General features: G+C 63.1%; 23 protein-coding genes. 13 read left to right on the forward strand and 10 right to left on the reverse strand.

Annotated features, from left to right (window positions below; all coding sequences use genetic code 11):
* Window positions 1-41 precede the first annotated feature (41 nt).
* Window positions 42-401, reverse strand: a complete 360-nt coding sequence (gene fliE / locus ACP7BZ_RS02845; RefSeq protein ID WP_426110130.1) for a flagellar hook-basal body complex protein FliE — start codon at window positions 399-401, stop codon at window positions 42-44.
* A 252-nt stretch (window positions 402-653) separates the two neighbouring features.
* Between fliE and fliF the strand changes: the two genes are divergently transcribed.
* The 13 genes from fliF (at window position 654) to fliR (ending at window position 11986) form a co-directional block, all read left to right on the forward strand.
* Complete coding sequence (fliF, locus tag ACP7BZ_RS02850; protein ID WP_426110131.1) at window positions 654-2321, forward strand: flagellar basal-body MS-ring/collar protein FliF; 1668 nt, start codon at window positions 654-656, stop codon at window positions 2319-2321.
* Between the two features lie 9 nt (window positions 2322-2330).
* Window positions 2331-3326, forward strand: a complete 996-nt coding sequence (gene fliG, locus ACP7BZ_RS02855; RefSeq protein ID WP_426110132.1) for a flagellar motor switch protein FliG — start codon at window positions 2331-2333, stop codon at window positions 3324-3326.
* Between the two features lie 55 nt (window positions 3327-3381).
* Complete coding sequence (locus tag ACP7BZ_RS02860) at window positions 3382-3993, forward strand: flagellar assembly protein FliH (RefSeq protein ID WP_426110520.1); 612 nt, start codon at window positions 3382-3384, stop codon at window positions 3991-3993.
* Between the two features lie 41 nt (window positions 3994-4034).
* Window positions 4035-5456 carry a flagellar protein export ATPase FliI gene (gene fliI, locus ACP7BZ_RS02865; RefSeq protein WP_426110522.1) on the forward strand — a complete coding sequence of 474 codons (1422 nt, stop codon included), beginning with the start codon at window positions 4035-4037 and terminating at the stop codon, window positions 5454-5456.
* 34 nt (window positions 5457-5490) lie between these two features.
* On the forward strand, window positions 5491-5931 hold the full coding sequence (gene fliJ / locus ACP7BZ_RS02870) for a flagellar export protein FliJ (RefSeq protein ID WP_426110133.1): 441 nt from the start codon (window positions 5491-5493) through the stop codon (window positions 5929-5931).
* Between the two features lie 41 nt (window positions 5932-5972).
* Window positions 5973-7334, forward strand: coding sequence for a flagellar hook-length control protein FliK (locus tag ACP7BZ_RS02875; protein ID WP_426110134.1), 1362 nt, complete (start codon window positions 5973-5975; stop codon window positions 7332-7334).
* 229 nt (window positions 7335-7563) lie between these two features.
* Complete coding sequence (fliL, locus tag ACP7BZ_RS02880) at window positions 7564-8055, forward strand: flagellar basal body-associated protein FliL (RefSeq protein WP_426110135.1); 492 nt, start codon at window positions 7564-7566, stop codon at window positions 8053-8055.
* 41 nt (window positions 8056-8096) lie between these two features.
* Window positions 8097-9077 (forward strand): flagellar motor switch protein FliM, encoded by a 981-nt coding sequence (gene fliM, locus ACP7BZ_RS02885; protein WP_426110136.1) that lies wholly within the window; start codon window positions 8097-8099, stop codon window positions 9075-9077.
* A 60-nt stretch (window positions 9078-9137) separates the two neighbouring features.
* Window positions 9138-9554: a flagellar motor switch protein FliN gene (fliN, locus tag ACP7BZ_RS02890; RefSeq protein WP_426110137.1), complete on the forward strand. Its 417-nt coding sequence runs from the start codon at window positions 9138-9140 to the stop codon at window positions 9552-9554.
* Window positions 9551-10108, forward strand: coding sequence for a flagellar biosynthetic protein FliO (gene fliO / locus ACP7BZ_RS02895; RefSeq protein WP_426110138.1), 558 nt, complete (start codon window positions 9551-9553; stop codon window positions 10106-10108). The genes fliN and fliO overlap by 4 nt, the downstream gene beginning before the upstream one ends.
* Window positions 10109-10114: 6 nt before the next feature.
* Window positions 10115-10864 (forward strand): flagellar type III secretion system pore protein FliP, encoded by a 750-nt coding sequence (gene fliP, locus ACP7BZ_RS02900; protein WP_426110139.1) that lies wholly within the window; start codon window positions 10115-10117, stop codon window positions 10862-10864.
* A 20-nt stretch (window positions 10865-10884) separates the two neighbouring features.
* Window positions 10885-11154 carry a flagellar biosynthesis protein FliQ gene (fliQ, locus tag ACP7BZ_RS02905; protein ID WP_426110140.1) on the forward strand — a complete coding sequence of 90 codons (270 nt, stop codon included), beginning with the start codon at window positions 10885-10887 and terminating at the stop codon, window positions 11152-11154.
* 13 nt (window positions 11155-11167) lie between these two features.
* Window positions 11168-11986: a flagellar biosynthetic protein FliR gene (gene fliR / locus ACP7BZ_RS02910; RefSeq protein ID WP_426110141.1), complete on the forward strand. Its 819-nt coding sequence runs from the start codon at window positions 11168-11170 to the stop codon at window positions 11984-11986.
* A gap of 12 nt (window positions 11987-11998) precedes the next feature.
* On the opposite strand, the gene ACP7BZ_RS02915 is transcribed toward fliR, so the two are convergent.
* The 9 genes from ACP7BZ_RS02915 to flgG all read right to left on the reverse strand — a co-directional run bounded on the left by ACP7BZ_RS02915 (window position 11999) and on the right by flgG (window position 22249).
* The gene (locus tag ACP7BZ_RS02915) at window positions 11999-13405 is read right to left on the reverse strand and encodes a class I SAM-dependent methyltransferase (RefSeq protein WP_426110142.1); all 1407 of its coding nucleotides are present in this window, start codon (window positions 13403-13405) and stop codon (window positions 11999-12001) included.
* A gap of 1 nt (window position 13406) precedes the next feature.
* The gene (locus ACP7BZ_RS02920; RefSeq protein ID WP_426110143.1) at window positions 13407-14960 is read right to left on the reverse strand and encodes a hypothetical protein; all 1554 of its coding nucleotides are present in this window, start codon (window positions 14958-14960) and stop codon (window positions 13407-13409) included.
* On the reverse strand, window positions 14960-15172 hold the full coding sequence (locus tag ACP7BZ_RS02925; protein WP_426110144.1) for a hypothetical protein: 213 nt from the start codon (window positions 15170-15172) through the stop codon (window positions 14960-14962). The genes ACP7BZ_RS02920 and ACP7BZ_RS02925 overlap by 1 nt, the downstream gene beginning before the upstream one ends.
* A gap of 251 nt (window positions 15173-15423) precedes the next feature.
* Window positions 15424-16641, reverse strand: a complete 1218-nt coding sequence (flgL, locus tag ACP7BZ_RS02930) for a flagellar hook-associated protein FlgL (RefSeq protein ID WP_426110145.1) — start codon at window positions 16639-16641, stop codon at window positions 15424-15426.
* A 12-nt stretch (window positions 16642-16653) separates the two neighbouring features.
* Window positions 16654-18627, reverse strand: coding sequence for a flagellar hook-associated protein FlgK (flgK, locus tag ACP7BZ_RS02935; RefSeq protein WP_426110146.1), 1974 nt, complete (start codon window positions 18625-18627; stop codon window positions 16654-16656).
* Between the two features lie 105 nt (window positions 18628-18732).
* Window positions 18733-19662: a flagellar assembly peptidoglycan hydrolase FlgJ gene (flgJ, locus tag ACP7BZ_RS02940; RefSeq protein ID WP_426110147.1), complete on the reverse strand. Its 930-nt coding sequence runs from the start codon at window positions 19660-19662 to the stop codon at window positions 18733-18735.
* A gap of 9 nt (window positions 19663-19671) precedes the next feature.
* Window positions 19672-20793: a flagellar basal body P-ring protein FlgI gene (locus ACP7BZ_RS02945; protein WP_426110148.1), complete on the reverse strand. Its 1122-nt coding sequence runs from the start codon at window positions 20791-20793 to the stop codon at window positions 19672-19674.
* Between the two features lie 11 nt (window positions 20794-20804).
* Window positions 20805-21470, reverse strand: a complete 666-nt coding sequence (locus ACP7BZ_RS02950) for a flagellar basal body L-ring protein FlgH (RefSeq protein ID WP_426110149.1) — start codon at window positions 21468-21470, stop codon at window positions 20805-20807.
* Window positions 21467-22249 carry a flagellar basal-body rod protein FlgG gene (gene flgG, locus ACP7BZ_RS02955; RefSeq protein ID WP_426110150.1) on the reverse strand — a complete coding sequence of 261 codons (783 nt, stop codon included), beginning with the start codon at window positions 22247-22249 and terminating at the stop codon, window positions 21467-21469. Before flgG ends, ACP7BZ_RS02950 begins: the two co-directional genes overlap by 4 nt.
* Between the last annotated feature and the right edge of the window lie 57 nt (window positions 22250-22306).

The raw sequence follows: 22306 nt of genomic DNA on the forward strand, positions 1-22306 counted from the left end.
CACAAGGGACAGGCACCGCAGGTGCCAGCCCCCCTGGCGAGTTACACCTGCATATTCATGATTTCGTGGTACGCCGCCACCACTTTGTTGCGCACCTGCACCGTCGCCTGCATATTAATACTGGCCTTTTGCATCGAGATCATTACATCCGACAAATTGACCTTGTCGTCGCCAGCGGCGAACGCCTGGCCCAGCTGCTCGGCCTTGACCTGGCTGGCGTTGACCGACTCCAGCGACGATTTGAGGGCGTCCGAAAACGTCACCTTGCTGGCGCCGCCCGTCTCTGCCAGCGCGGCCGGCGCCATGGCGCTGGCCGCCGGCCGGCTGGCGGCCGCCTTCAACTGCTCCATCATCGCCTGGATGCGGCTGCTGTCGATGCCACCGATGGCGCTGATACTCATGGTTCGCTCCTTCATTGCTTGCTGTCACGAGAGTACAATGTGTACAAGCTGACTCAGGCTTACACAATAGCAGTGCCGGCGCGCCAATTTCGGCCGAGCAGAACGCCAATTGCCGCTCTGTTTAAGGGATTGATTTTGTCGTGCGGCAACCATAATATGGGTCAAGCCCTCGCGCCGTTACTGTAGCGCGGGACATCGCCACCCCTTTGGACGCCGCCCTTCCCGGCGGGCACCCTCGAAAATGCACTTACCATGGCAGCAGCGGACACCCTGACCCTCCCCACCGAACCGCAGAGCTTCCTGCAAACGGCGTTCGGCCGCAACATCCTGCTCGGCGTGGTCGGCGCAGTGGTGCTGGCGGTGATGGTGGCGGTATGGATGTGGAGCCAGCAGCCCGAATACCGTGTCCTGTTTGCCAACTACAGCGACAAGGACGGCGGCGCAATCACCGCGTCGCTCGACCAGATGGGCGTCAAATACAAGTTTTCCGAAGGCGGCAGCGCCATCCTGGTGGCGTCGAACGTGGTCCATGACGTGCGCCTCAAACTGGCCGCGCAGGGTTTGCCGAAGGGCGGCAATGTCGGCTTCGAGCTGATGGAAAACCAGAAGCTGGGGGTGTCGCAGTTCCTCGAACAGGTCAATTACCAGCGTTCGCTCGAGGGCGAACTGGCGCGCTCGATCCAGTCGCTGGCGGCGGTATCGACCGCGCGCGTGCACCTGGCGCTGCCGAAACCGCAGGTATTCGTGCGCGACCAGCAAAAACCCACCGCCTCGGTGCTGCTCAACTTGCAGACCGGGCGCACCATCGATGCCGCCCAGGTCAGCGCCATCGTCCACCTGGTCGCCTCCAGCGTGCCGGAACTGGCGCCGGCCAGCGTCACCGTGGTCGACCAGGCCGGCAACCTGCTGTCGGACACCTCAAACAAATCGGCCACCGGCAAGAACCTCGACCCGAACCAGCTCAAATACGTGGTCCAGCTGCAGCAGGGTATCGTCAACCAGGTGCAGTCGCTGATCGAGCCGCTGGTCGGCAAGGGCAATGTGCGCGCCGAAGCCACCGCCGATGTCGACTTCGCCCAGACCGACACCGCCGCCGAAAGCTACAAACCGAATTCACCGCCGGAACCGCAGGCAATCCGCAGCCAGCAGTCGTCCGAAGCGGGCGCCGGCGCCGCTGGCAACCCGAGTGGCGTGCCCGGTGCGCTGTCGAACCAGCCGCCGGGCGCGGCCACCGCACCGATCACCGCTGGCGCCCCGGCTGCACCGGCCGCCGCCGCCGCTGGCCCCACCCGCAAGGACAGCACCACCAATTTTGAAGTCGACAAGACGGTACGCTACGAACAAAAACCGATGGGCGGCATCAAGCGCCTGTCGGTTGGCGTGGTGGTCAATTACCGCCGGCTGGTCGACCCGAAGACCAGCAAGGTCACCATCAAGGCCCTGACGGCCGCCGAAGTCGCGCAGATCAATGACCTGGTGCGCGAAGCGATGGGCTTTAACAAGGAGCGCGGCGACACCCTCAACGTCACCAACGCACCGTTCGATGGCGTCGACCGGCCGGAAGATCCGCCGGCGGCGACGCCGTGGTGGCGCGACAGCAGCAACATCGACATGGCCAAGGAAATCGGCAAGTTCATGCTCGCTGCCGTGGTGCTGCTGTTCCTCTGGTTCCGCTTCCTCAGCCCCCTGCTGCGGCCACTGATGCGCAAGATCGACAAGCTCACGGCCGACCCCGCCCCGGTGGTCGTCGAGACCGAAGAAGAGGCCATCGAACACCAACTGGAAGAACAGGAAGCGGCAGTGGCTGTGCAGGTGCAGAGCGGCTATCGCGATAATTTAATGATGGCGAAAAAGCTGGCGACGGATGATCCGCGCGTGGTGGCCAACGTCGTCAAGGCATGGGTAGGCGCAAATGAATAGCAGGCTCGCATGAACGATAACGGCATACAGAAGGCGGCCATTTTGATGCTCGCCATCGGCGAAGCGGAAGCGGCCGAGGTGATGAAATTTCTCGGCCCGCGCGAAGTGCTCAAGCTCGGCGCCGCCATGGCGACCATGAAAAGCGTGCAGCACGAGCAGGTGGTGACGGTGCTCGAATCGTTCGTCGAACAGACTGCGCTCAATTCCACCGTCGGTCTCGACTCGGACGAATACATCCGCCAGGTGCTGACCAAGGCGCTGGGCGACGACAAGGCGTCGGTGCTGCTCTCGCGTATCCTCGGCGGCAAGGACGCTTCCGGCATCGAGAGCCTCAAGTGGATGGACGCCTCGTCGGTGGCCGAACTGATTCGCAACGAACACCCGCAGATCATCGCCACCATCCTGGTCCACCTCGAGCGCGATCAGGCCTGCGAAATCCTCGGCCATTTTACTGACCGCCTGCGCAACGATGCAGTACTGCGCATTGCCACCCTCGACGGCGTGCAGCCAGCGGCGCTGCGCGAATTGAACGACGTCCTCACCAAGCTATTGTCGGGCAACGAGAACATCAAGAAGTCATCGCTGGGCGGGGTACGCGCGGCAGCCGAAATCCTCAACTTCATGAGCGGCGAGCAGGAGGGTTCGGTGATGGACAACATCAAGAACTACGACAACGACATGGCGCAGAAGATCATGGACGAGATGTTCGTGTTCGATAACGTGATCGACATCGATGACCGCGGCATCCAGCTGCTGCTGCGCGAAGTGCAGTCGGACATGCTGATCATCGCCCTCAAGGGCGCCTCGCAAGACCTGCGCGAGAAAATTTTCAAGAACATGTCCCAGCGCGCCGGCGAGATGATGCGCGAAGACCTCGAATCGAAAGGCCCGGTGCGTCTGTCCGAGGTCGAGGCGCAGCAAAAGCAGATCCTGCAGATCGTCCGCCGCCTGGCCGACGAAGGCCAGATCGTGTTGGGCGGAAAAGGCGAGGATTCGTTTGTCTGACCTTCCCAAACCCGGCGTGCCGAAGGAGCAGCAGACCGCCTATCAACGCTGGGAGATGAACTCGTTCGGCGACAACCGTCCCAGTACACTCGCCGCCCGCGCCGCCCTGGTTCCCACCCCCGTCTACGCCGGACCGTCCGACGAAGAACTGGCGCAGATCACCGAACAGGCCCGCGTGCTGGGCGAACAGGCCGGCCACGCCGCCGGTTACGCCGACGGCCTGGCGCTCGGCCGCGCCGAAGCGGCGGTCGAACTGGAGCACCTGCAAAGCATCGCCGGCGAGTTTGCCGGCGCGCTGGCGGCAGCCGACGAAAGCATCGCCGCCGACGTGCTGGAACTGGCCCTGCACCTGGCCAAAACCATGCTCAGAAGCGCCCTCGAGATCAAGCCCGAACTGGTGCTCGGGGTGGTGCGCGAAGCGATCGATTACCTGCCGGTGGTGCAGCAGCCGGCGGTGCTGCATTTGCATCCGCAAGACGCGGAACTGGTCAGCGGCGTGCTCGGCGAAGAACTCGACAAGGGCGGCTGGCGCCTCGCGCGCGACCCCGCCATGGCGCGCGGCGGCTGCCGCATCGACACCGCCACCAACCAGATCGACGCCACCGTCGGCGCGCGCTGGGAGCGCCTGTCGCACGCGCTCGGCAAAGACATCGACTGGCTCGCCTGAGTATGAGCATGGTGCCGAAAGCGCCTCCCGGCCGCAGCGGCATGGACGCCACCTACGCCAGCGGCCTGGCCGACCATGATCCGCACACGGCGCGCTGGAAATCGTATCTGCGCGACTGCGATTCGCTGGTCAACTTCGTCGAGCCGATGCAGGTATCGGGCCGCATCACCCGCGTCGCCGGCCTGGTGATGGAGTGCGTCGGTTTGCGCCTGGCGGTGGGCAGCGCCTGCACCATCCCCATGCCCAGCGGCGTGCGCATCGACGCCGAAGTGGTCGGCTTCGACGGCGAACGCCTGTTCCTGATGCCGCAGTCCGACGTCGAAGGGGTGGTGCCCGGTTCGCGCGTGTTCCCGGTCGAGCCATCGATCCCGCGTCCGGGCAGCGTGCTGCATCCACGGCGCCGGCCCAGCGACCGTGCGCGCCATCTGCCGGTCGGCCTCAAGCTGCTTGGCCGCGTGGTCGATGGCGCCGGCCGCCCGCTCGACGGCCTCGGTCCCCTCAACAGCGACGAAATGGCGCCGATCAACGCGCGCCCCGTCAACCCGCTCGACCGCGCCCCCATCACCGACACCCTCGACGTCGGCGTGCGGGCAATTAACGCCATGCTGACGGTCGGCCGCGGCCAGCGTCTGGGCCTGTTCGCCGGCACCGGCGTCGGCAAATCGGTGCTGCTGGGGATGATCGCGCGCTACACCACGGCCGACGTCATCGTCGTCGGCCTGATCGGTGAACGGGGCCGCGAGGTGAAGGAATTCATCGAACAGATTCTGGGACCGGAGGGCCGCGCGCGTTCGGCGGTGGTGGCCGCGCCCGCCGACAGCCCGCCGCTGATGCGCCTGCAGGGCGCCGCCTACGCCACCGCGATCGCCGAGCATTTCCGCGACCAGGGCATGAACGTCCTGTTGATCATGGATTCGCTGACCCGCTACGCCATGGCGCAGCGCGAGATCGCCCTGGCAATTGGCGAGCCGCCCGCCACCAAGGGCTATCCGCCGTCGGTATTTGCCAAGCTGCCGGTGCTGGTCGAACGGGCCGGCAATGGCGTTGAAGGGGGCGGCTCGATCACCGCCTTTTATACCGTGCTGTCGGAAGGCGACGACCAGCAAGACCCGATCGCCGATGCTGCCCGCGGTATCCTCGACGGTCACATCGTCCTCAACCGCCACCTGGCCGAAGCGGGCCACTACCCCGCCATCGACATCGAACAATCGATCAGCCGCGCCATGCACGGCATCACCTCGAGCGGCCACCAGCAGGCCGCTCGCAAACTCAAACAGCTCTACTCGCGCTATGAGCGCTCGCGCGATCTGATCAGCGTGGGCGCCTATGTGTCGGGCAGCGACCCGGTGCTCGATCAGGCGATTGCCCTGCATGACAAGATCGAAACCTTCCTGTGCCAGGAAATCGGCGACAAGGAAGACATGTTAATGAGCTTGGGCCAATTGACCGCTCTGTTCGGCTGATCAAACGTCAACTGCGCGCTGTATACTTTTCACCATGGCCAACCTCTCCGCCCTTGCCACCCTGATCGGCCTGGCCCAGACCGCGACCGACAACGCCGCCAAAAAGCTGGGCGCTGAACTCGCCGCAGTGGAGGAAGCGCAGCAAAAGTTGACCATGTTGCACGGCTACCGCGACGACTATGCGGCCAAACTGGAAGCGGCGCAAATGAATGGCATTACCCCACTGGCGTACCATAACTTCGTCGCCTTCATGGGCAAGCTCGACAATGCAATCAACGGCCAGCGCGAGGTCGTCAAGCACGCCGAAGCAAAAAGCGCACTGGCCAAACTGAACTGGCAGGCATGCGAGCGCAAGCGCCTGTCGTTTCGCACCCTGAGCGAGCGGGCGGCGCAGGATGCCCTGCACACCGAAAACAAGCGCGACCAGAAGCAGATGGACGAACACGCGGCCCGCCAGGCGTATTACCGCAAATAGAGCAGCAGCCGGCGGCTCCTCCCCTTGACCACTGACAGATCATGCAAAACACCACACTCCCCGTTTTCTCCAGCCCGCCGGCGGCGCCGGCCAGCGCGGCACCGAACCGCCAGGGCGCCAATGCGGCCGACGGCGCGCAGTTTGCCCAGACCCTGGCGCGCCAGCAGCAGCAGCGCCAGCAGGATGCCCAGGCAGCGCAGAGCGTGCGCAGCGCGCCGCCAGCGCCGGCCAGCGGCGCCGCGCGCAGCCAGCAGAGCGCGCCCGCTGCGACCGACGCCACCAATGCGGCCAGCGCCAGCACCGATAACGCGTCGACCACGCCAGCACCGACCGCCACAGCGCCGGCGGCCGAGCAGGGCGCGCGCGCCGCCAGCGGTAAAGGTAGCGGCAGCGGCAGCGACCCCGCCAGCGATACTGACAGCGACAGCGCCCAAGACCCCCACGCCGACCTCGCCGGCGCCAGCCCGATGGCCGGGCTGATCGCCATCGTCGCCAGTTTTAATCAGCCAGCCGCGCCGGTGGCAGCGCCAGCCGGCAGTGCCGTCGATGGCAAGCGGGCCGACCAGGTGGCGCTGCAGGCCGATTTGCTGGCCGCCGGCGGCGCCGGCCTGGCCGCCTCGCGCGATGGCGCCCACAACCTGGCGCAGATGTTCGACCATGCGCGCGCCGGTGCCGGTGCCAGCGCGCGCAGCGCCGTCGCCGATGGCGCCGCCGGCGCGACGGCAGGCACGGCCAAGGTGGCCGCCAGCACCGACAACAGCGCCCCGCTGGCTGCCGCCGCGGACAGTGGCGCGGCCTTCGGCGGTGTGCTGCAGGCGCACGTCGACGCTGCGCCCGGCCGCGCTGGCGAGCGCGCCGAATTGCCGCTGGCGCGCGAACTGGCCAGTGCCACGGCGGCGGCGCCACTGTCGGCACCGCTGCAACAAGCTTCGCTGGCACCGGCGCAGGCGGCCATCGCGCCGCCTGACCGTCTGTCCGCCCGCGTCGGCAGCGCCGCCTGGGACACCCAGGTGGGCCAGAAAATTGTCTGGATGGCGGCCGGCCAGGAGCAGACCGCCACCCTGACCCTCAATCCGCCTGACCTCGGTCCGGTGCAGGTGGTGCTCAGCGTGAGCAATGACATGGCCCAGGTGACGTTCTCGTCAGCCCAGCCGGAAGTGCGCGCCGCGCTCGAACAAGCCATGCCGCGGCTGCGCGACATGATGGGTGAAAGCGGCATCGCGCTGGGCAACGCCAGCGTCAACGACGGTGCCCAGCAGCGCCAGGCGCAGCAGGGAGAGCAGAGTAACGGCCGGGGCGGACGCGGCCGCTTCGGCGCCGATGCCAACGGCAGCAGCACCGAGCCCGCCGTGCGGCGCGGCCGCATTCTCAGCGCCGATGGCGCCGTCGACACCTTCGCCTGAGTTGCATGAGCTGCCTGAGCCAGGCGCGGCTTCGCCAGCGCAACACAAAACGGCCATTGCGTTAGCATTCGAACAGCAACTGCGGGCCGGTGGCCTGCAGCATGCTGGAGATGGGCGCATTAAACGTCTCTTTTCAGGGCATGGCCCGCCTTATTTTTTGCCGATAATGACATAATACTGGCGAGCACCATTCGCGCCGTACCAGCACCCTAGAAAGTAAAATGCATCCATGAAAGCTCAACCAAAAGCCGCAGCCCCAGGCGAGGTACCGGCAGGCGGATCGAAAAAGAAGATCATCATCATCGCCGCCGTCTTGCTGCTCGCCGGTGGTGGTGGCGCCGGCTGGTTCCTGATGAAGCCCAAGGGCGAGCACGCAGCGCCCGAGCACAAGGTAGAAAAGGTGGAGACACCGGAGTATCTGCAAATCGATTCGTTCACTGTTAATTTGCAGCCGGAAGGCGAACCGCAGTATCTGCAGATCGCCATGACCTTGCAGGTGCAGGGCGCCAAGCAAGCCGAAGAGATGAAAGTGAATATGGCCAAGGTGCGCAGCCGTATATTGCTGCTGCTGTCGGGTAAGAAGGCATCGGAGATTTCCACCGTCGAGGGCAAGCAGCAACTGGCCAAGGAAATCGTTACCGCCGTCAAGGAGCCGTTCACGCCCAAGGGCGAGCCGCAAAAAGTCGATGACGTGTTGTTCACGGCGTTTATCATCCAGTAGTGTTTATCGCGTAGTTGTAATTTTTACCGGACGTACAATTCATGGCCGACAATTTCCTGTCACAGGAAGAAGTTGATGCCCTACTCAAGGGCGTCAACGGCGACCAGGACGACGCTGCCGCGCCCGAAGAATCCTCGGGTGTCCGCACCTACAACCTGGCCACCCAAGAACGCATCGTGCGCGGCCGCATGCCGACGCTCGAAATCATCAACGAGCGCTTTGCCCGCTTGCTGCGCGTCGGCCTGTTCAACTTTTTGCGTCGCAGCGCCGAAGTGTCGGTGGGTTCGGTGCGGGTATCCAAGTACAGCGAGTTCATCCGCAACCTGGTGGTGCCGACCAACCTCAACCTGATTCACATGAAGCCGCTGCGCGGCACCGCCCTGATGGTGTTCGATCCGGGCCTGGTGTTCCTGCTGGTCGACAACCTGTTCGGTGGCGACGGCCGCTTCCACACGCGCGTCGAAGGACGCGACTTTACCCAGACCGAGCAGCGCATCATCCTGCGCATTCTCGATATCGTGTTCGAGGCCTACACCAAGTCGTGGGAACCGGTGTTCCCCGTCGAGTTCGAATACATCCGCTCGGAAATGAACACCCAGTTCGCCAACATCGCCACCCCCAACGAGGTGGTGGTGTCGTCCACGTTTACCATCGAGCTCGGTTCGGTTTCCGGCCAGATCCACTTTTGCATGCCGTATTCGATGATCGAGCCGATCCGCGATGCCCTCACCTCCAGCCTGCAGGGCGAGGCACTGGAAGTGGACAAGCGCTGGATCCGCCTGATGACCCAGCAGATCCAGGTGGCTGAAGTGGAACTGGTGGCCACGCTGGGCACCGGCCGCGCCTCCTTCGACGATATTCTCAACATGAAAGTGGGCGACATCATTCCGCTCAACGTGCCCGAACAGATCCAGGCCACGGTCGACGGCGTGCCGGTGATGGATTGCACCTATGGCGTTTTGAATGGCCAGTACGCATTGAAGGTGGAAAAATTGCTGGCCAATAGCGAATCCCTTAAATAACCATGACCTGCGCGCCGACGGCGTGCGCGTTGCAAGACTGTAGTAACAGAGGAGAGCAAGATGTCCGACAATCAAGACGACCAAAGCATGGACGACGACTGGGGCGCGGCGATTGCCGAGCAGGCCAAGGCGGAAGCCGAAGCGCTGCAGAGCCAGACCGCCAGCGCGGCCGTGTTCAAGGACTTTGCCACCAAGGGCACCCGCACCGAGACCCCCAACGATATCGATTTCATTCTCGACATCCCGGTGCAGCTGACAGTGGAACTGGGCCGCACCAAGATCGCCATCAAGAACCTGCTGCAACTGGCGCAGGGCTCGGTGGTCGAGCTCGACGGTCTGGCGGGCGAGCCCATGGATGTGCTGGTCAATGGCTGCCTGATCGCCCAGGGCGAGGTGGTGGTGGTCAATGACAAGTTCGGTATCCGCCTGACGGACATTATCACGCCGTCCGAGCGGATCAGAAAACTCAACAAATGAGGGGTCGCCGGATACTTGCCGGGGCGCTGGCAGCGCTGCTGCTGGCGGGCGCCGTTCATGCACAGCAGCCGGCCGCAGCCGGCGCTGCGGCAGCGCTGCCGGCCCCCTCAAGCGCTGCGGCCGCGCTGCCGGCCGCCAGCGCGGCTTCAGCTGCGCTCACTGTGCTGCCGAAGCCGGCGCCAGCGGCCGCGCCGGTCCAGCCGTTCGCCGGCGCTGCCGCGGGCAGCCTGCTGCAAACCATCTTTGCGCTGTGCGTCGTGCTCGGCCTGCTGGCGCTGCTGGCCTGGGCCATGAAGCGCTACGGCCCGCGGACTGCCGGCGGCTCGGCCCCTGTGCGCCTGGTCGGTGGCCTCAGCCTGGGCGGGCGCGAACGCATCGTTGTCGTCGAAGTGGGCGACCAGTGGATCGTGGTGGGCGCCTCGCCCGGCCGCGTCAATGCGCTGGCGACCATGCCGCGCCAGGCCGAGGGCGCCGCCGGGCCGCTGCCAGCGGCCGGCACATCGAGCTTTGCGGACTGGCTCAAGCAAACCATCGACCAACGCAATACGAAATAGAACGTCATGAAAATCCTGCAATTGATCCGGCTGGCCGCTGCCGTGGCCTTCCTTGCCGTGCCGGCACTGGCGCTGGCCGCCCCCGGCATCCCGGCGTTTACCAGTACCCAGGCTGCCGGCGGTGGCACCGCCTACACCCTGCCGGTGCAAACCCTGCTGTTGATGACGGCGCTGACCTTTTTGCCAGCGGCACTGTTGATGATGACCGGCTTTACCCGCATCATCATCGTGCTGTCGCTGCTGCGCCAGGCGCTCGGCACGCAGTCGGCGCCGCCCAACCAGGTGATGGTGGGACTGGCGCTGTTTTTGACGCTGTTCGTGATGGGCCCCACCTTCGATAAAATCTATACGGACGCCTACCTGCCCCTGCAGGACAACAAGATTGAATTGATGGAAGCGATGCAAAAAGGGGTGGAACCCTTAAAAACCTTCATGACCAAGCAGACGCGCCAGGCCGACCTGGCCCTGTTCGTCAAGATTTCGCGCTCGCCGGCGCTGCAGGGTCCCGAAGACATTCCGCTGCGCATTTTGATTCCCGCCTTTGTCACCAGTGAACTGAAGACGGCCTTCCAGATCGGCTTCGCCATTTTCATCCCCTTCCTGATCATCGATATGGTGGTGGCGTCGGTCTTGATGTCGATGGGCATGATGATGATGTCGCCGGCGGTGATTTCGCTGCCGTTCAAGATGATGCTGTTCGTGCTGGTCGATGGCTGGCAACTGATGCTCGGCTCGCTCTCGCAGAGCTTTTACTGATCGATGAAGAAAGCCACGCCATGACTCCCGAATCCGTCATGACCATGGGCCGCAATGCCATGGAAGTGACCTTGATGGTCTCCGCGCCGCTGCTGCTGGTGGCCCTGATCATTGGCCTGATCGTCAGCATTTTTCAGGCCGCCACCCAGATCAATGAAGCGACCCTGTCCTTCATCCCCAAGCTGATCGGCATTTTTGTCGCCCTGATCGTGGCCGGCCCGTGGATGCTGGCCGTCATGCTCGACTATATGCGCCAAGTCTTCAATGGCATTCCCGGCCTGATCGGCTAACTTCGCACTGCCCATGATCACTCTCACCAGCGTCGAACTGAACGCGTGGCTGGCGGCATTGCTGTGGCCGCTGTCACGGGTGCTTGGCTTGATCACCGCCTCGCCGCTGTTCGGCAACAGCGCGGTGCCGGTGTCGGTGAAAATCTCGCTCGGTGTGGTGCTCACCACCATCATGGCGCCCGCGCTGGGCACGTTGCCGGCGGTCGATCCGATGTCGATGCCGGGCATGCTGATCCTGGTGCAGGAAATGCTGATCGGCCTGGCCATGGGCTTTACCATGCGCGTCGTGTTCGCCGCCATCGAGATGGCTGGTGAAATCAGCAGCCTGACCATGGGCCTGGGCTTCGCCAGTTTTTTCGATCCGAATACGGCGGGCCGCTCGTCGGCCGTCAGCCAGATGCTGACCCTGATCGCCACCATGGCATTTCTTGCCATGAACGCCCACCTGGTGCTGCTCGAGGCGCTCGCCGAAAGTTTTGTCAGCATGCCCATCTCGGCCACGCCGATGGCGGTCGGTGCCCCGCTCGAACTGGCGCGCTGGGGCGGCAAGATTTTTTCCACCGGCTTGCAACTGTCGCTGCCGATCGTCGCGGCGCTCTTGATCACCAGCGTCGCGCTGGGCATTTTGACGCGCGCGGCGCCGCAACTCAATTTGTTTGGCGTGGGTTTCCCGGTGACCCTGACGGTGGGCTTTTTGATGCTGGGCGTCACCCTGCCCTACCTGAACATGCCGATCCAGAACTGGTTCAACCAGGGCATCGAAGCGAGCCGTAACATTGGGCGGGCGGCGGCGGCGCGCACGCCAGGGCGCCCGGTGCTGCCAGCGCCTTAATGGCGGCAACGATCAGCCCGCAGGCCGTTTGCTAAAGAAATACATGGTGCGTCCGCCCGCTGCCAGGGTTTCCTTCGCTTCCATCACATAGTGCTGGGCAAAGGACTCTTCGAACGCCTGTTGCGACAGGCCGGCGTACAGGGCTTCATTCATACCGGCGATTTCAGCGAAGCGGCGATCGTCCGGCGCTATCCACTCCAGCAGCAGGAAGGACGGATCGAGCGCCAGGAAAAACGCCAGGATCATGCCCAGACTGGCCCGTTCGGACACCAGCAGGTGGTGCACCAGGCCGAGTGCCATCACGCAGTCGAACTGGCCGCGCGCGCGGTCCATGAAACTTTCCACTTCCTGGTTCATCCAGCCTACCGCTGGCGTTGGTCGGCCGATGTCGAGCAGGATGGGTGCGATCGGCAGTTGCTGCTTCCGCAACTGCGCGTACAGGCGTGACAGCGCACCCGGATCGAAGTCGGCGGCCACCACGGTTTTGCCCGCTGCTGCCGCCACCTTGCTAAATTCGCCGGCATTGCAGCCCAGGTCAAGCACCGTCCCGAGGCCAGGCTGCTTGAGCATGGCGGTAACGAAGGCGGTCTTGGCGCTAACGTCGGCGGCAACGTAATGATCGCGATCCGCTTCGTAATTTTCCCACTTGCTGGCGCGCCCTCGCGGCACAGGCATCAGCCTGTCGATGTGTTTTTCAAGACGACCCAAGGTACGCGTGAGCACAAACCTGGCCAGCTCCCGGCTGCGCACCGGCCTCGGCTTGCGGCCGCCGACAGCGCCGCTGCCAGCGTGGGCAAAGAGACTGGGCAGGGTAACCGCTTCGAGCGCTGGCTGCTGCCAGGCGCGCCATCCGCCCAGCATGGGCCGCGCCGCGGCCGGCTCGACGCCATCACGATGGAGCACAAACCAGGCGGCCGGCTGCACCCCTGTAGCGCGGTGGATCAGCAGGGGGATGATGAAATGCCGGAAGAACTGGGCGTAGGCTTGCCAGATGCCCGTGTCGTCCACTGGTTCGAACGAGAGAATGTCGCAAAAACACGGCCGGCCGTGCTCGAACAGGACATTCCAGGCCGACGCATCCTTGATCATCCAGCCATTGGCTAGTGCAGTCTGGGCGATGGCCAAAGTCAGCTTGGCGGCATCGTACAGCTGCAAGGCGGTGATTTCATGGGGATAGACGGGAAACTGCAAAGAGCGGTGTTCCAGCCAGCGCGCATCGATGGCCGGCAGCAGACCGGCGCCATTGTTTTCGACCCAGGCGGAGGCGGGGAACCAGCCGCGCTCGACGCCATCGCGGTACCACGGTGCATCCATCAGCGCCTGCACCTGTGCCGCGCTGCCGCTGGCGACGGCGCGGAAAATGCGACCATCTTTTTTTGCCACGAAACCGGATGGGTCACGCCATGAGACTTTTTTCATATTAATAATAGCGGTAGTTGTCCGGTGCCAGCCAGGTTGGGGAAAATGGACTGGCGGCGAGCGCGTTGGCGATGGCTGCCTGTGAGTCGAGTGTGCCATCAAGAAAATCGATCGCCAGCGTCGCCGTATGAACCGTGCTCAAAGGTGCTGTCAGTACCTGCGCCTGGTCGACGCCAGCGCCGACCAGCCAGGCAGTGAACGGCACCGGAGCGGCCGTGCTGGAGGCGGTACGCAACCAATGGTCGGAACTGACAATCAGCAAGATTTTTTGACTGCCTGACTGCGCCTGCAAGGTGGTCACAATGGTGCCAAGCACGCGATCGGCTAATTGCAGGTTCTGTCGGTATGCGGCGCCCTGATCCACCGCCTGTTGACGCAGCAGGCGTTGCGCATACACATTCGGCAGGTGCGGCACATTCAAGTGAATGAAGTCGAACGCGCTGTGCAAGTCAGCCAGCGTTGGACCAAGCAGGGCCAGGGTGGTATCGGTGGCGCGGTACATCGGATCGACCGCTCGCAACAGTACTTCAGGCATGTATTGAATCGGCCACTTCAAGAACCGCAGAACAGACATGCCAGCATCGCTAAAAAATACCAGGCTGTCGAACCAGCGCCCGGCATTGCCCAGATAACTGCTGTGGCAGGCGCGCAGTGCCGTCAATATTCGGCAATACGGATGGTAGAAACCCAGTACCGAAGCGCTTTGCACGCCACCGGGCAAGCGCCCAAATACGCTGTGTGCCGTATCGAAGGGCACTGACGCACCGTCAACGGCAGTGAGGGAGAGCGCCTGTCGGCGACTGAGCTCGATGCCTTTGACGGCGATGCCGGATAATAAGGCGGGCACTGAATACAAGGTGTCGCGCCCCGGCGTGTAAGCCTCTGTGGCAGTGACGCCGCGATCACGCAGGCGGGCAAAATTGGGTAAATCGAACGCCTCGGTGCCGAGGCTGCGGTGGTAATCCATTTCATCGAAGATGACCCACACCACGCGGCGCGCCACCGGCGGCAGCGGCGCCACTTCAGCCTGGGCAACAGCGCGCTGCAACGGATGGACTTGCAGCTCGCCGCTGGCGCAGCGGTAGATCGCCAGGCAAACAAAAGCGTAACCGAGCGTGGAGAGGAAACGCAGCAACTGTGGCAAGCGCTGGCGCAGCAGAAACACTCCAAACGCCGCCGCCGGCATCGACAGGCCCACAATGGCCAGCCGGGCCCAACGCGCAAATTGCAGCTGTTCAACAGCGGATCCACGGTTGTACAGCGTCAGCAAGCTGGTCCAGGGAAAACCTGCTGCATCGAGCAGGCTTTTGGCGGCGATAAAAATCAGCAGCACCGCACCACAAAACACGCTGACGCGACGCGCGCGCATCGTCACTCTGGCGCTGCTGATGTACAAAAACAGCGGCACCAGCACCAGCACGCTGATCAAGGAAGGGAAAAGAACGAAATCATAAAACGCTGGTACGAAGTACAGCGCATAGGGGTTCAGTAATGGCAAAAAATAAGCCGACGCGTACAACAGCGCCAGGCCCAGAGCAGCACCCAGACGCTGCATTATTCTTTATTCTCTTTCGATTTTTTTGTGAAATAAGACCGAATCAATCGAAATAATTCCAGCGGCCGCGATATGTAAAATATGATCGCGCCAAATACAGCAATTAGCAGTTGCAATAAGTAAGCGCCGGTACCAGGATCGACATACGCATGCGCCGTTGCCGGCAACACCAGGATGGCGCAGACCAGCGCCGAGAATTTTTTACTGACCATACATTATTCTATTCTGGAATAGGAGCGGCCACCGTCACCAATGAGGGCGGACCAGAAAAATTGGGGCTTACCACGGGGAACAGCAGTAGTGATCGGTGCAGTGCCTCGATCAGACCGATTATATACCGGCGCAACCGGCGCACGCATCGAAATGACCGCTATAGTATAAACTAATCGACGCCAGCGAATATCGTGACATTAATTAATACCACAATGCCAATAGCGGCAATGAAAGCCGCTTTAATCGACGCTTAGCTGATGTAATTAAACAGCGACAACCCCGAAATCGAATTAAAGGTCTTTTGCGCCGCCTGCAGGGTCTGGGTCTGCTGGGTGAACTGCGAGATGGCCTTGACCATGTCGAGATCCTGCAAGCCAGACAGGGTGGCGGCATATTGCAGGTCGGTGTCGCTGCCCACCGAATCGAGTGTGTCGAGCTCTTTCAGGCGCGCGCCAACCGCGGAGTGGACACTGAGCACATTGTCGAGGCCCAGCGCCAGGTTGCCGATGCTGTCCTGTACACCCTTGTCGAGCGCAGCCTTTTGCTTGTCGGTGGTGGCGGGCGCACGCAGCGTGTCGATCAGCTTACTCATGGTGGTAAACAGCGACTGGCGCTCGCTCGGCGCCACGGTGAACTGGTCGCCATTGCCGGGCGTGCCCTTGATATCGAATTGCATGCCGGCGACCGTGATCGGCTGGCCGGCGGCATAGTCCACCGCGCTGCTCACCGTCGGCGGCAGCGCACTCTGGTCGGTGACGGTGTAGGTGGTGGCGCCGGTGGTGCTGACGGCAAAATCGAGACTGTATTTGCGGCCGGTGAGCGCACTCGGATCGACCACGCTGCCGTTACTGATGACGCCGGTACCGGTATTGCCGCCATTGGCCGCCGTCGCAAACGTGCCATTGGCAGTCGGAATACTGGTGAACACTGCGCTGCCGGCGTCGTTGATGGGCAGCTTGCGCGCACCGGCCACCTGCAACTGCACCTGACCGGCGTCGCCGTTGTAGTTAACCGCGGTTCCACTGGTGACGAAGGGCGGGCTGGCCGACTGGTAACCGGAAAACAGGTAGCCGCCGTTGCCGTCGGAACTGTTGGCCAGCGCCACCAGGTCATCGAGCCTGCCCTGCAGCTCATCGGCATAGGTGGCACGATCGGAGGCCGAATTGGTGCCGCTGCCAGCGGCGACGGCAATGCTCTGCACATCCTGAACCAGCGACTCCACCCCTTTCAGAGCCACTTCTTCCTGCGACAGCGACGAGCGCGCATTGGCGCGGTTAGTTGCGAACTGGGCGTTGACCGATTGCGACTGCGTCACTTCCAGCGCGCGCGCCGAAGCGATCGGGTCATCCGACGGCGTCAGCATGCGCTTGTTGGTCGAGAGCTGCATTTGCGTCTTCGCCAGCTGGCTCTGCAATGTGCCGAGCTGGGCGGTCGAGGTGGCATACATCGAATTTGTGCTGATGCGCATGGCAATCCTTGGTTAGCGGCTGATCGACAGCAAGGTGTCGAACAACGTACTGGCCACCTGCATGACTTTACCGGCCGCCTGGTAGGCTTGCTGGTACTTGAGCAGATTGGCCGCTTCTTCATCGAGGTTGACGCCCGACACGCTCTGCTGGATGGCAGTGGCCTGGGCCAGCGAGGCGGTGGCGGCGGCGTTATTGACCTGCACTTCGCGGGTTTTATTGCCAACCGTGCTGACCATCTGGGCAAAGGCTCCCTGCAAGGTTGCCGACTGGCCGTCGAGTAATTTGGCGGACTGCAACTGGCCCATCGCCAGGATATTGCGGTTGTCGTTGGCGCCGATCGCCGTTTTGCCGATGGTAAAAGTATCCTTGTCGATCGGCGTGCCCGACATCGACAGGGAAACGCCGCCGAAACTGTAGGTGGCGCCGTCGACGTAGGGAATCGGCGTGGTACCGGCAGTATAGGTGTTGGTGGCAGTGGCGGTGGTGACCGTCACCGACTGGCCGGTAGCAAAGCCGGTCAGCTCCTTGGTGTTGACCTGGTACGTCAGCGTGGTGGGAATCACCGGCGGGGCCGTCAAAAAAGTCGTGCTGACGCTGGCCTCGCCCACCTTGACGCTGCCCTTGTTGCCGATCGTGGCACTGGCGACCAACGGGCCGGCAGCCGCAATCGCGCCAACGTCGTGCGTGAGCAGCTTGAAATTGGCGGCGCCAGTGGCGGTCGGTTCCACGGCGAAGCTGTCACCGGCCAGCTGTTTGCCGGAAATCGTAAACGTCACGCCATCGACGGTGGCGCTTTGCGGACCCGGCTGGGTGTAGGCCGGCAGCACGGTGGCTTGCTTGTCGGACGAGCGGATGACGGTGAAGGCCCCCTTGGCGGCATCATAGTCGACCGAATAATTGCTGGTGGTGAGCTTGCTGGCGTCGGTGATGGCGACGTCGACCTTGCTGGGATTGACGGGGTCGGCCAGCGCATTGCGGTTGATGCCATCGGCCGGCTTGGAGACGGCAAACAGATTGCTGCCCGGCGCGCCGGCGGTGGTCACGCCCAGTGCCTGCTGCGTGTTGAACGCGGCTGCCAGGGTGATGGCGACGCGGCCGAGGGCATTTTCGGCGCCGTCGAGCGTCGAATTGCGGAAATCCATCAGGCCGCCAAGTTCGCCACCGGTGAGCGAAGAATCGGCCAGCAGGGTGCTACGGTCGCCTGTCACATAGGCGACAGCCGTGCGGGTGGGATCGCTCGGGCTGTTGACTGCCGCCAGCTGGTAGGAACGGCTACCCACCACCAGCGGCTGACCGGAACCGATGGTCACGGTGACGCTGTTGTTGGCCCCCGCCACAGCGGTGGCCTTGACCTGCTTGTTCAAATCGAGCACCAGCTGGTCGCGCGTGTCGATCAAGTCATTCGGCGTCGAGCCCGCTGTCGACAGATTGCCAATCTGCTCATTGAGGGTGGCAATCTGGGTGGCGTAGGCGTTGATGGTGGCGACATTGGCGCTAATCTGGGTGTTGACGCCGCTATTGATATCGCTGAGCTGGGTGCTCATGCTCTGGAAGCGCGAGGCCAGCGAGTCGGCGCTCGAGAGGAAAGCCTGGCGCGAGGTAGCCGAACCGGCACTCGAGCTGACGTCCTGTACTGACTTGAAAAAATCCTGCAGGGCCGGCGACAGCCCGCTGCCGGTATCGGCCAGCATGTTGTCAATTTGACCGGCCTGGGCACCATAAGCGGTCAACGCGCTGCTGGTGGCCTGGGCGCCGCGCACCTGAGCGTTCAAGAACGAATCGGAAAAACGCTTGATGTCGGTGACCTGGGTGCCGCTACCAATGAAGCCATAGCCGAAGTTTTGCGCGGTGGCAGCGGCCTGCACCACCGTCTGGCGGCTGTAGCCTGGCACAGCGGCATTCGAAATATTGTGGCCGGTCGTGGCCAGGCCTGCCTGAGCGGCAAACAATCCGGACTTGCCTATGTTGAGGAGATCTCCAGCCATGATGATATTTTCCTAGACTACGATGACACTGGTAACGGCAGCATCGGCCATAACTTGACTTGACAAAGTAACCACTGCGGGTGGCGGCCGATGGCGCGCTGCCGCCTAGCCCAGCGAATGACTGATAATTTTGCTCAATTTTGCAGCATACAGGGGATCGGTGGCGTAACCCGCTTTCTGCAAGCCGTGCGCGAACTTGCTGGGGTCGCCCGCACTGGCGAGCACTTTTTCGTAGCGCGGATTGTCGCTGAGCAGCTTGGCGTAATCCTTGAAACTGTCGGCGTAAGAATCGTAGGCGCGGAATTTTTCCAGCCTGGTGTGGGGGACGCCGTTGACATATTCGGTAGTGACGGCGGTGGCAACCTTGCCGGTCCAGCCAGCACCGGCCTTGATACCGAACAAATTGTGGCTGCTGCTGCCGTCGGCATTGCTGATCACGCGCTTGCCCCATCCCGTCTCCAGTGCTGCCTGGCCGATCATGAACTTGGCAGGGATGCCGGTGGCCTTGCTGGCCGCCTCGGCGTCAGGGCCAACCTGGTCCTGGAATGCACGCACGTGCGGCGCCTGCACCCGCCCCGAGGCGCTGATGCCGGACGACAGGCCGCTGCTGGCAACAGTGGTCGCCAGCGCGCCGGGCGTGCTCATCATCGCTTCGGCGCTTTTCGGTGCCGGCATGGCGCTGCCATCGCTGCCGATGGCCAGCGCCTGGCTCTGCGCCTGCAGATTGGCAGCCTGCGAGCCGAGCTGGCGCACCAGCACATCGGCCAGGCCCATGCCCCGCTTGGCCAGGTTCTGGCTGGTCTGCTGGTCCAGCATCGACGTAAATGTCTTGGTCTGCTGGCTGTCCATCGGGCCATCTTGCGGGGTGGCGTCGCGCATGCTCTTCATCATCATGTTGATGAACATCGCTTCGAACTGGGTCGCCGCCGATTTGAGCGCCTCCGGCGAACCGGCCTTGGCCGCCTGCTTGAGGTTGCCCAAGCCCTGGGTATCGAAGGCCAGGCGGGACGACAGGTCGTTGGTGGCAGCTTCCATGGTCGCCCCTTAAATGATTTCGAGTTCGGCGCGCAGCGAGCCGGCGGCCTTGAGCGCCTGCAGGATCGACAGCAAATCCTGCGGTGAGGCGCCGATGGCGTTCATGGCCTTGACCACTTCGGCCAGCGAAGCGCCGCCCTTGACCAGCAGCACCTTGCCGGGGTCTTTCTTGATTTCGATATTGGCCGTCTGCACCACCGCGGTCTGGCCGCGCGAACCGGCCTCGGGCTGGCTGACCTGGGTGTCCGGGGTGATGGTGATCGACAGGTTGCCGTGCGAAATGGCGCACGCTTCGAGCGTGACAGCCTGGTTCATCACCACCGAGCCGGTGCGGGCGTTCATGATGACCTTGGCATTCGCGGTGGCCGGGCTGACGTCGAGTCCTTCGAGAATGCCAAGAAAAGCCACCCGCTGGTCCGACGACGACGGCGAACGCACGCGAATGACGCGGCCATCGAGCGCAGTGGCGATGCCGGGCCCGAAGTGGTTGTTGACCGCTTCGACGACGCGACTGGCGGTGAGGAAATCGGTGCTGTTGAGTTCCAGGCGGATCATATTGTCGGCACCCAGGCTGTTCGGCACGGCGCGCTCGACGGTGGCGCCGCCTGAAATCTTGCCCACGCTCAAGTGATTGACCTGCACCGCGGCGCCTCCTGCAGCAGCGCCGACGCCACCGACCAGCACATTGCCCTGGGCCATGGCATAGACCTGGTTGTCGGCGCCTTGCAGGGGCGTCATCACCAGGGTGCCGCCGCGCAAGCTCTTGGCGTTACCGATCGACGACACGGTGATATCGATGGTCTGGCCGGGCTGGGCAAACGCCGGCAAGGATGCCGTCACCATCACGGCAGCGACGTTTTTCAATTGCAGGCTGGTGCCAGCTGGCAGGTTGACGCCCTTTTGCTGCAGCATTGCCGTGATCGACTGCACGGTAAATGGTGTTTGCGTGGTCTGGTCGCCGGTGCCGTCCAGGCCCACCACGATGCCGTAGCCGGACAATTGGTTGGTCCGCACGCCGCCGATGCTGGCCAGGTCTTTCAGGCGTTCGGCGCGGGCGGCTGGCGCGCCCAGTACCACCGCCAGGGCCAGGGCCAGGGCAAAAGCAACAGAGAACAATGGCGCGCGCTTCATGGAGGCCTCCATCAGAATGGCAACAGCGACTGGAAGAACCGCGACGCCATCGCCGTCATTTCGGCGCGGTCGATCTGGCTGTTGGTCCGGTATTCGACGCGCGCGTCGGCCACCACGGTGGACGACACCGTGTTGCCGGTCTGGATGGTGTCAGGATTGATCATGCCGGAAAAGCGGATGAATTCGACGCCCTTGTTCATCGCCACCTGCTTTTCGCCCGACACGATCAGGTTGCCATTTGGCAGCACTTCAGTCACCGTCACGCCGATATTGCCCGTGAAGGTGTTGCTGGCGCTCTGGTTGTCGCCATCGGCGAACTTGTTGGCGGTGGTGGCGGCGATGGTGGCACCGAAACGTCCCTGCAGCGGGCCGGGAATGCCGGCGCTGACGGCGCCCGTCTTGTTGCCCGAACTGGCGCCGGCCTTGACGGCGGCAGTTTTCTCGACGATGGCGATGGTCAGCAAGTCGCCGATATGGCGCGCCTTGCGGTCTTCGAACATGGGACGGAAAGTCGAGGCCTGGTAAATGGCGCCGTTGGCCGGCAGCGACTGCTCGCTGGCCACCGGCCGCACCGGCGCGCTGCGCTGGGTGATGGTCGTTGGGGTGGTGGCGCAGCCGGCCAGCAGCAGGGTAGCCACAGCGGCCAGGACGGCTGGGAGCAAAATAAGCGATTTCATAATTGCGACAGTTTGGCCAGCATCTGATCGGAGGTGGTGATCGCCTTGCTGTTGATTTCGTAGGCGCGCTGGGTCTGGATCATATTGACCATCTCTTCCACCACGTTGACATTCGAGGTTTCCACATAGCCTTGCAAAATCACGCCGGCGCCGTTGGTGCCGGGAGTGTTGGTGTTCGGACTGCCCGACGAACCCGTTTCCACATACAGGTTCTCGCCTTTCGACTCGAGGCCGGCGGGATTGACGAAGGTGGTCACCTGGATGGTGCCGATCTGGGTTGGCGCATTGGTGCCGGCGGTGGTGACGGAGACGGCGCCATCGCGGCCGACGGTGATCGACAGCGCATTGGCCGGTACCGTGATGGCCGGCTGGATGACAAAGCCGGACGACGTGACCAGCTGGCCGTTGCTGTCGCTCTGGAAGGAACCGTCGCGGGTGTACGCGGCAGTGCCGTCGGGCATCAGGACATTGAAAAAGCCCGAGCCGTTGATCATCAAGTCTTTCGAATTGCCGCTGGACTGGGGGTTGCCCTGGGTGTGGATGCGCTCGGTAGCGACGGTGCGCACGCCGGTGCCGATCTGCATGCCCGACGGCAGCGCGGTCTGTTGCGACGATTGGGCGCCTGGCTGCCGCACGTTCTGGTAAAGCAAGTCTTCAAACACGGCGCGCGACCGTTTAAAGCCATTGGTGCTGACGTTGGCCAGGTTATTGCTGATTACGTCCAGATTGGTCTGCTGTGCTTCCAGGCCCGTCTTGGCGATAAAAAGGGAACGAATCATGTGCTTCTCCAGTAACGTGGCTGACGAAAGGCGCCATGCACATCGTTACTATACGGC

It is taken from the genome of Massilia sp. PWRC2 (genome assembly GCF_049896725.1).
Classification (GTDB): Bacteria; Pseudomonadota; Gammaproteobacteria; order Burkholderiales; family Burkholderiaceae_D; genus JAFCUW01.

What these genes read in the sequence shown, in the direction of transcription:
- fliP (WP_426110139.1), top strand. Translation starts at nt 10,115, where the DNA reads ATGAAAATCCTGCAATTGATCCGGCTGGCCGCTGCCGTGGCCTTCCTT.
- fliN (WP_426110137.1), top strand. Translation starts at nt 9,138, where the DNA reads ATGTCCGACAATCAAGACGACCAAAGCATGGACGACGACTGGGGCGCG.
- flgJ (WP_426110147.1), bottom strand. Translation starts at nt 19,662, where the DNA reads ATGGAAGCTGCCACCAACGACCTGTCGTCCCGCCTGGCCTTCGATACC.
- fliM (WP_426110136.1), top strand. Translation starts at nt 8,097, where the DNA reads ATGGCCGACAATTTCCTGTCACAGGAAGAAGTTGATGCCCTACTCAAG.
- ACP7BZ_RS02945 (WP_426110148.1), bottom strand. Translation starts at nt 20,793, where the DNA reads ATGAAGCGCGCGCCATTGTTCTCTGTTGCTTTTGCCCTGGCCCTGGCC.
- flgL (WP_426110145.1), bottom strand. Translation starts at nt 16,641, where the DNA reads ATGCGCATCAGCACAAATTCGATGTATGCCACCTCGACCGCCCAGCTC.
- fliF (WP_426110131.1), top strand. Translation starts at nt 654, where the DNA reads ATGGCAGCAGCGGACACCCTGACCCTCCCCACCGAACCGCAGAGCTTC.
- ACP7BZ_RS02860 (WP_426110520.1), top strand. Translation starts at nt 3,382, where the DNA reads ATGAACTCGTTCGGCGACAACCGTCCCAGTACACTCGCCGCCCGCGCC.
- fliL (WP_426110135.1), top strand. Translation starts at nt 7,564, where the DNA reads ATGAAAGCTCAACCAAAAGCCGCAGCCCCAGGCGAGGTACCGGCAGGC.
- flgK (WP_426110146.1), bottom strand. Translation starts at nt 18,627, where the DNA reads ATGGCTGGAGATCTCCTCAACATAGGCAAGTCCGGATTGTTTGCCGCT.
- fliI (WP_426110522.1), top strand. Translation starts at nt 4,035, where the DNA reads ATGGACGCCACCTACGCCAGCGGCCTGGCCGACCATGATCCGCACACG.
- fliQ (WP_426110140.1), top strand. Translation starts at nt 10,885, where the DNA reads ATGACTCCCGAATCCGTCATGACCATGGGCCGCAATGCCATGGAAGTG.
- fliR (WP_426110141.1), top strand. Translation starts at nt 11,168, where the DNA reads ATGATCACTCTCACCAGCGTCGAACTGAACGCGTGGCTGGCGGCATTG.
- ACP7BZ_RS02950 (WP_426110149.1), bottom strand. Translation starts at nt 21,470, where the DNA reads ATGAAATCGCTTATTTTGCTCCCAGCCGTCCTGGCCGCTGTGGCTACC.
- fliJ (WP_426110133.1), top strand. Translation starts at nt 5,491, where the DNA reads ATGGCCAACCTCTCCGCCCTTGCCACCCTGATCGGCCTGGCCCAGACC.
- ACP7BZ_RS02875 (WP_426110134.1), top strand. Translation starts at nt 5,973, where the DNA reads ATGCAAAACACCACACTCCCCGTTTTCTCCAGCCCGCCGGCGGCGCCG.
- ACP7BZ_RS02925 (WP_426110144.1), bottom strand. Translation starts at nt 15,172, where the DNA reads ATGGTCAGTAAAAAATTCTCGGCGCTGGTCTGCGCCATCCTGGTGTTG.
- fliG (WP_426110132.1), top strand. Translation starts at nt 2,331, where the DNA reads ATGAACGATAACGGCATACAGAAGGCGGCCATTTTGATGCTCGCCATC.
- flgG (WP_426110150.1), bottom strand. Translation starts at nt 22,249, where the DNA reads ATGATTCGTTCCCTTTTTATCGCCAAGACGGGCCTGGAAGCACAGCAG.
- ACP7BZ_RS02915 (WP_426110142.1), bottom strand. Translation starts at nt 13,405, where the DNA reads ATGAAAAAAGTCTCATGGCGTGACCCATCCGGTTTCGTGGCAAAAAAA.
- fliO (WP_426110138.1), top strand. Translation starts at nt 9,551, where the DNA reads ATGAGGGGTCGCCGGATACTTGCCGGGGCGCTGGCAGCGCTGCTGCTG.
- fliE (WP_426110130.1), bottom strand. Translation starts at nt 401, where the DNA reads ATGAGTATCAGCGCCATCGGTGGCATCGACAGCAGCCGCATCCAGGCG.
- ACP7BZ_RS02920 (WP_426110143.1), bottom strand. Translation starts at nt 14,960, where the DNA reads ATGCAGCGTCTGGGTGCTGCTCTGGGCCTGGCGCTGTTGTACGCGTCG.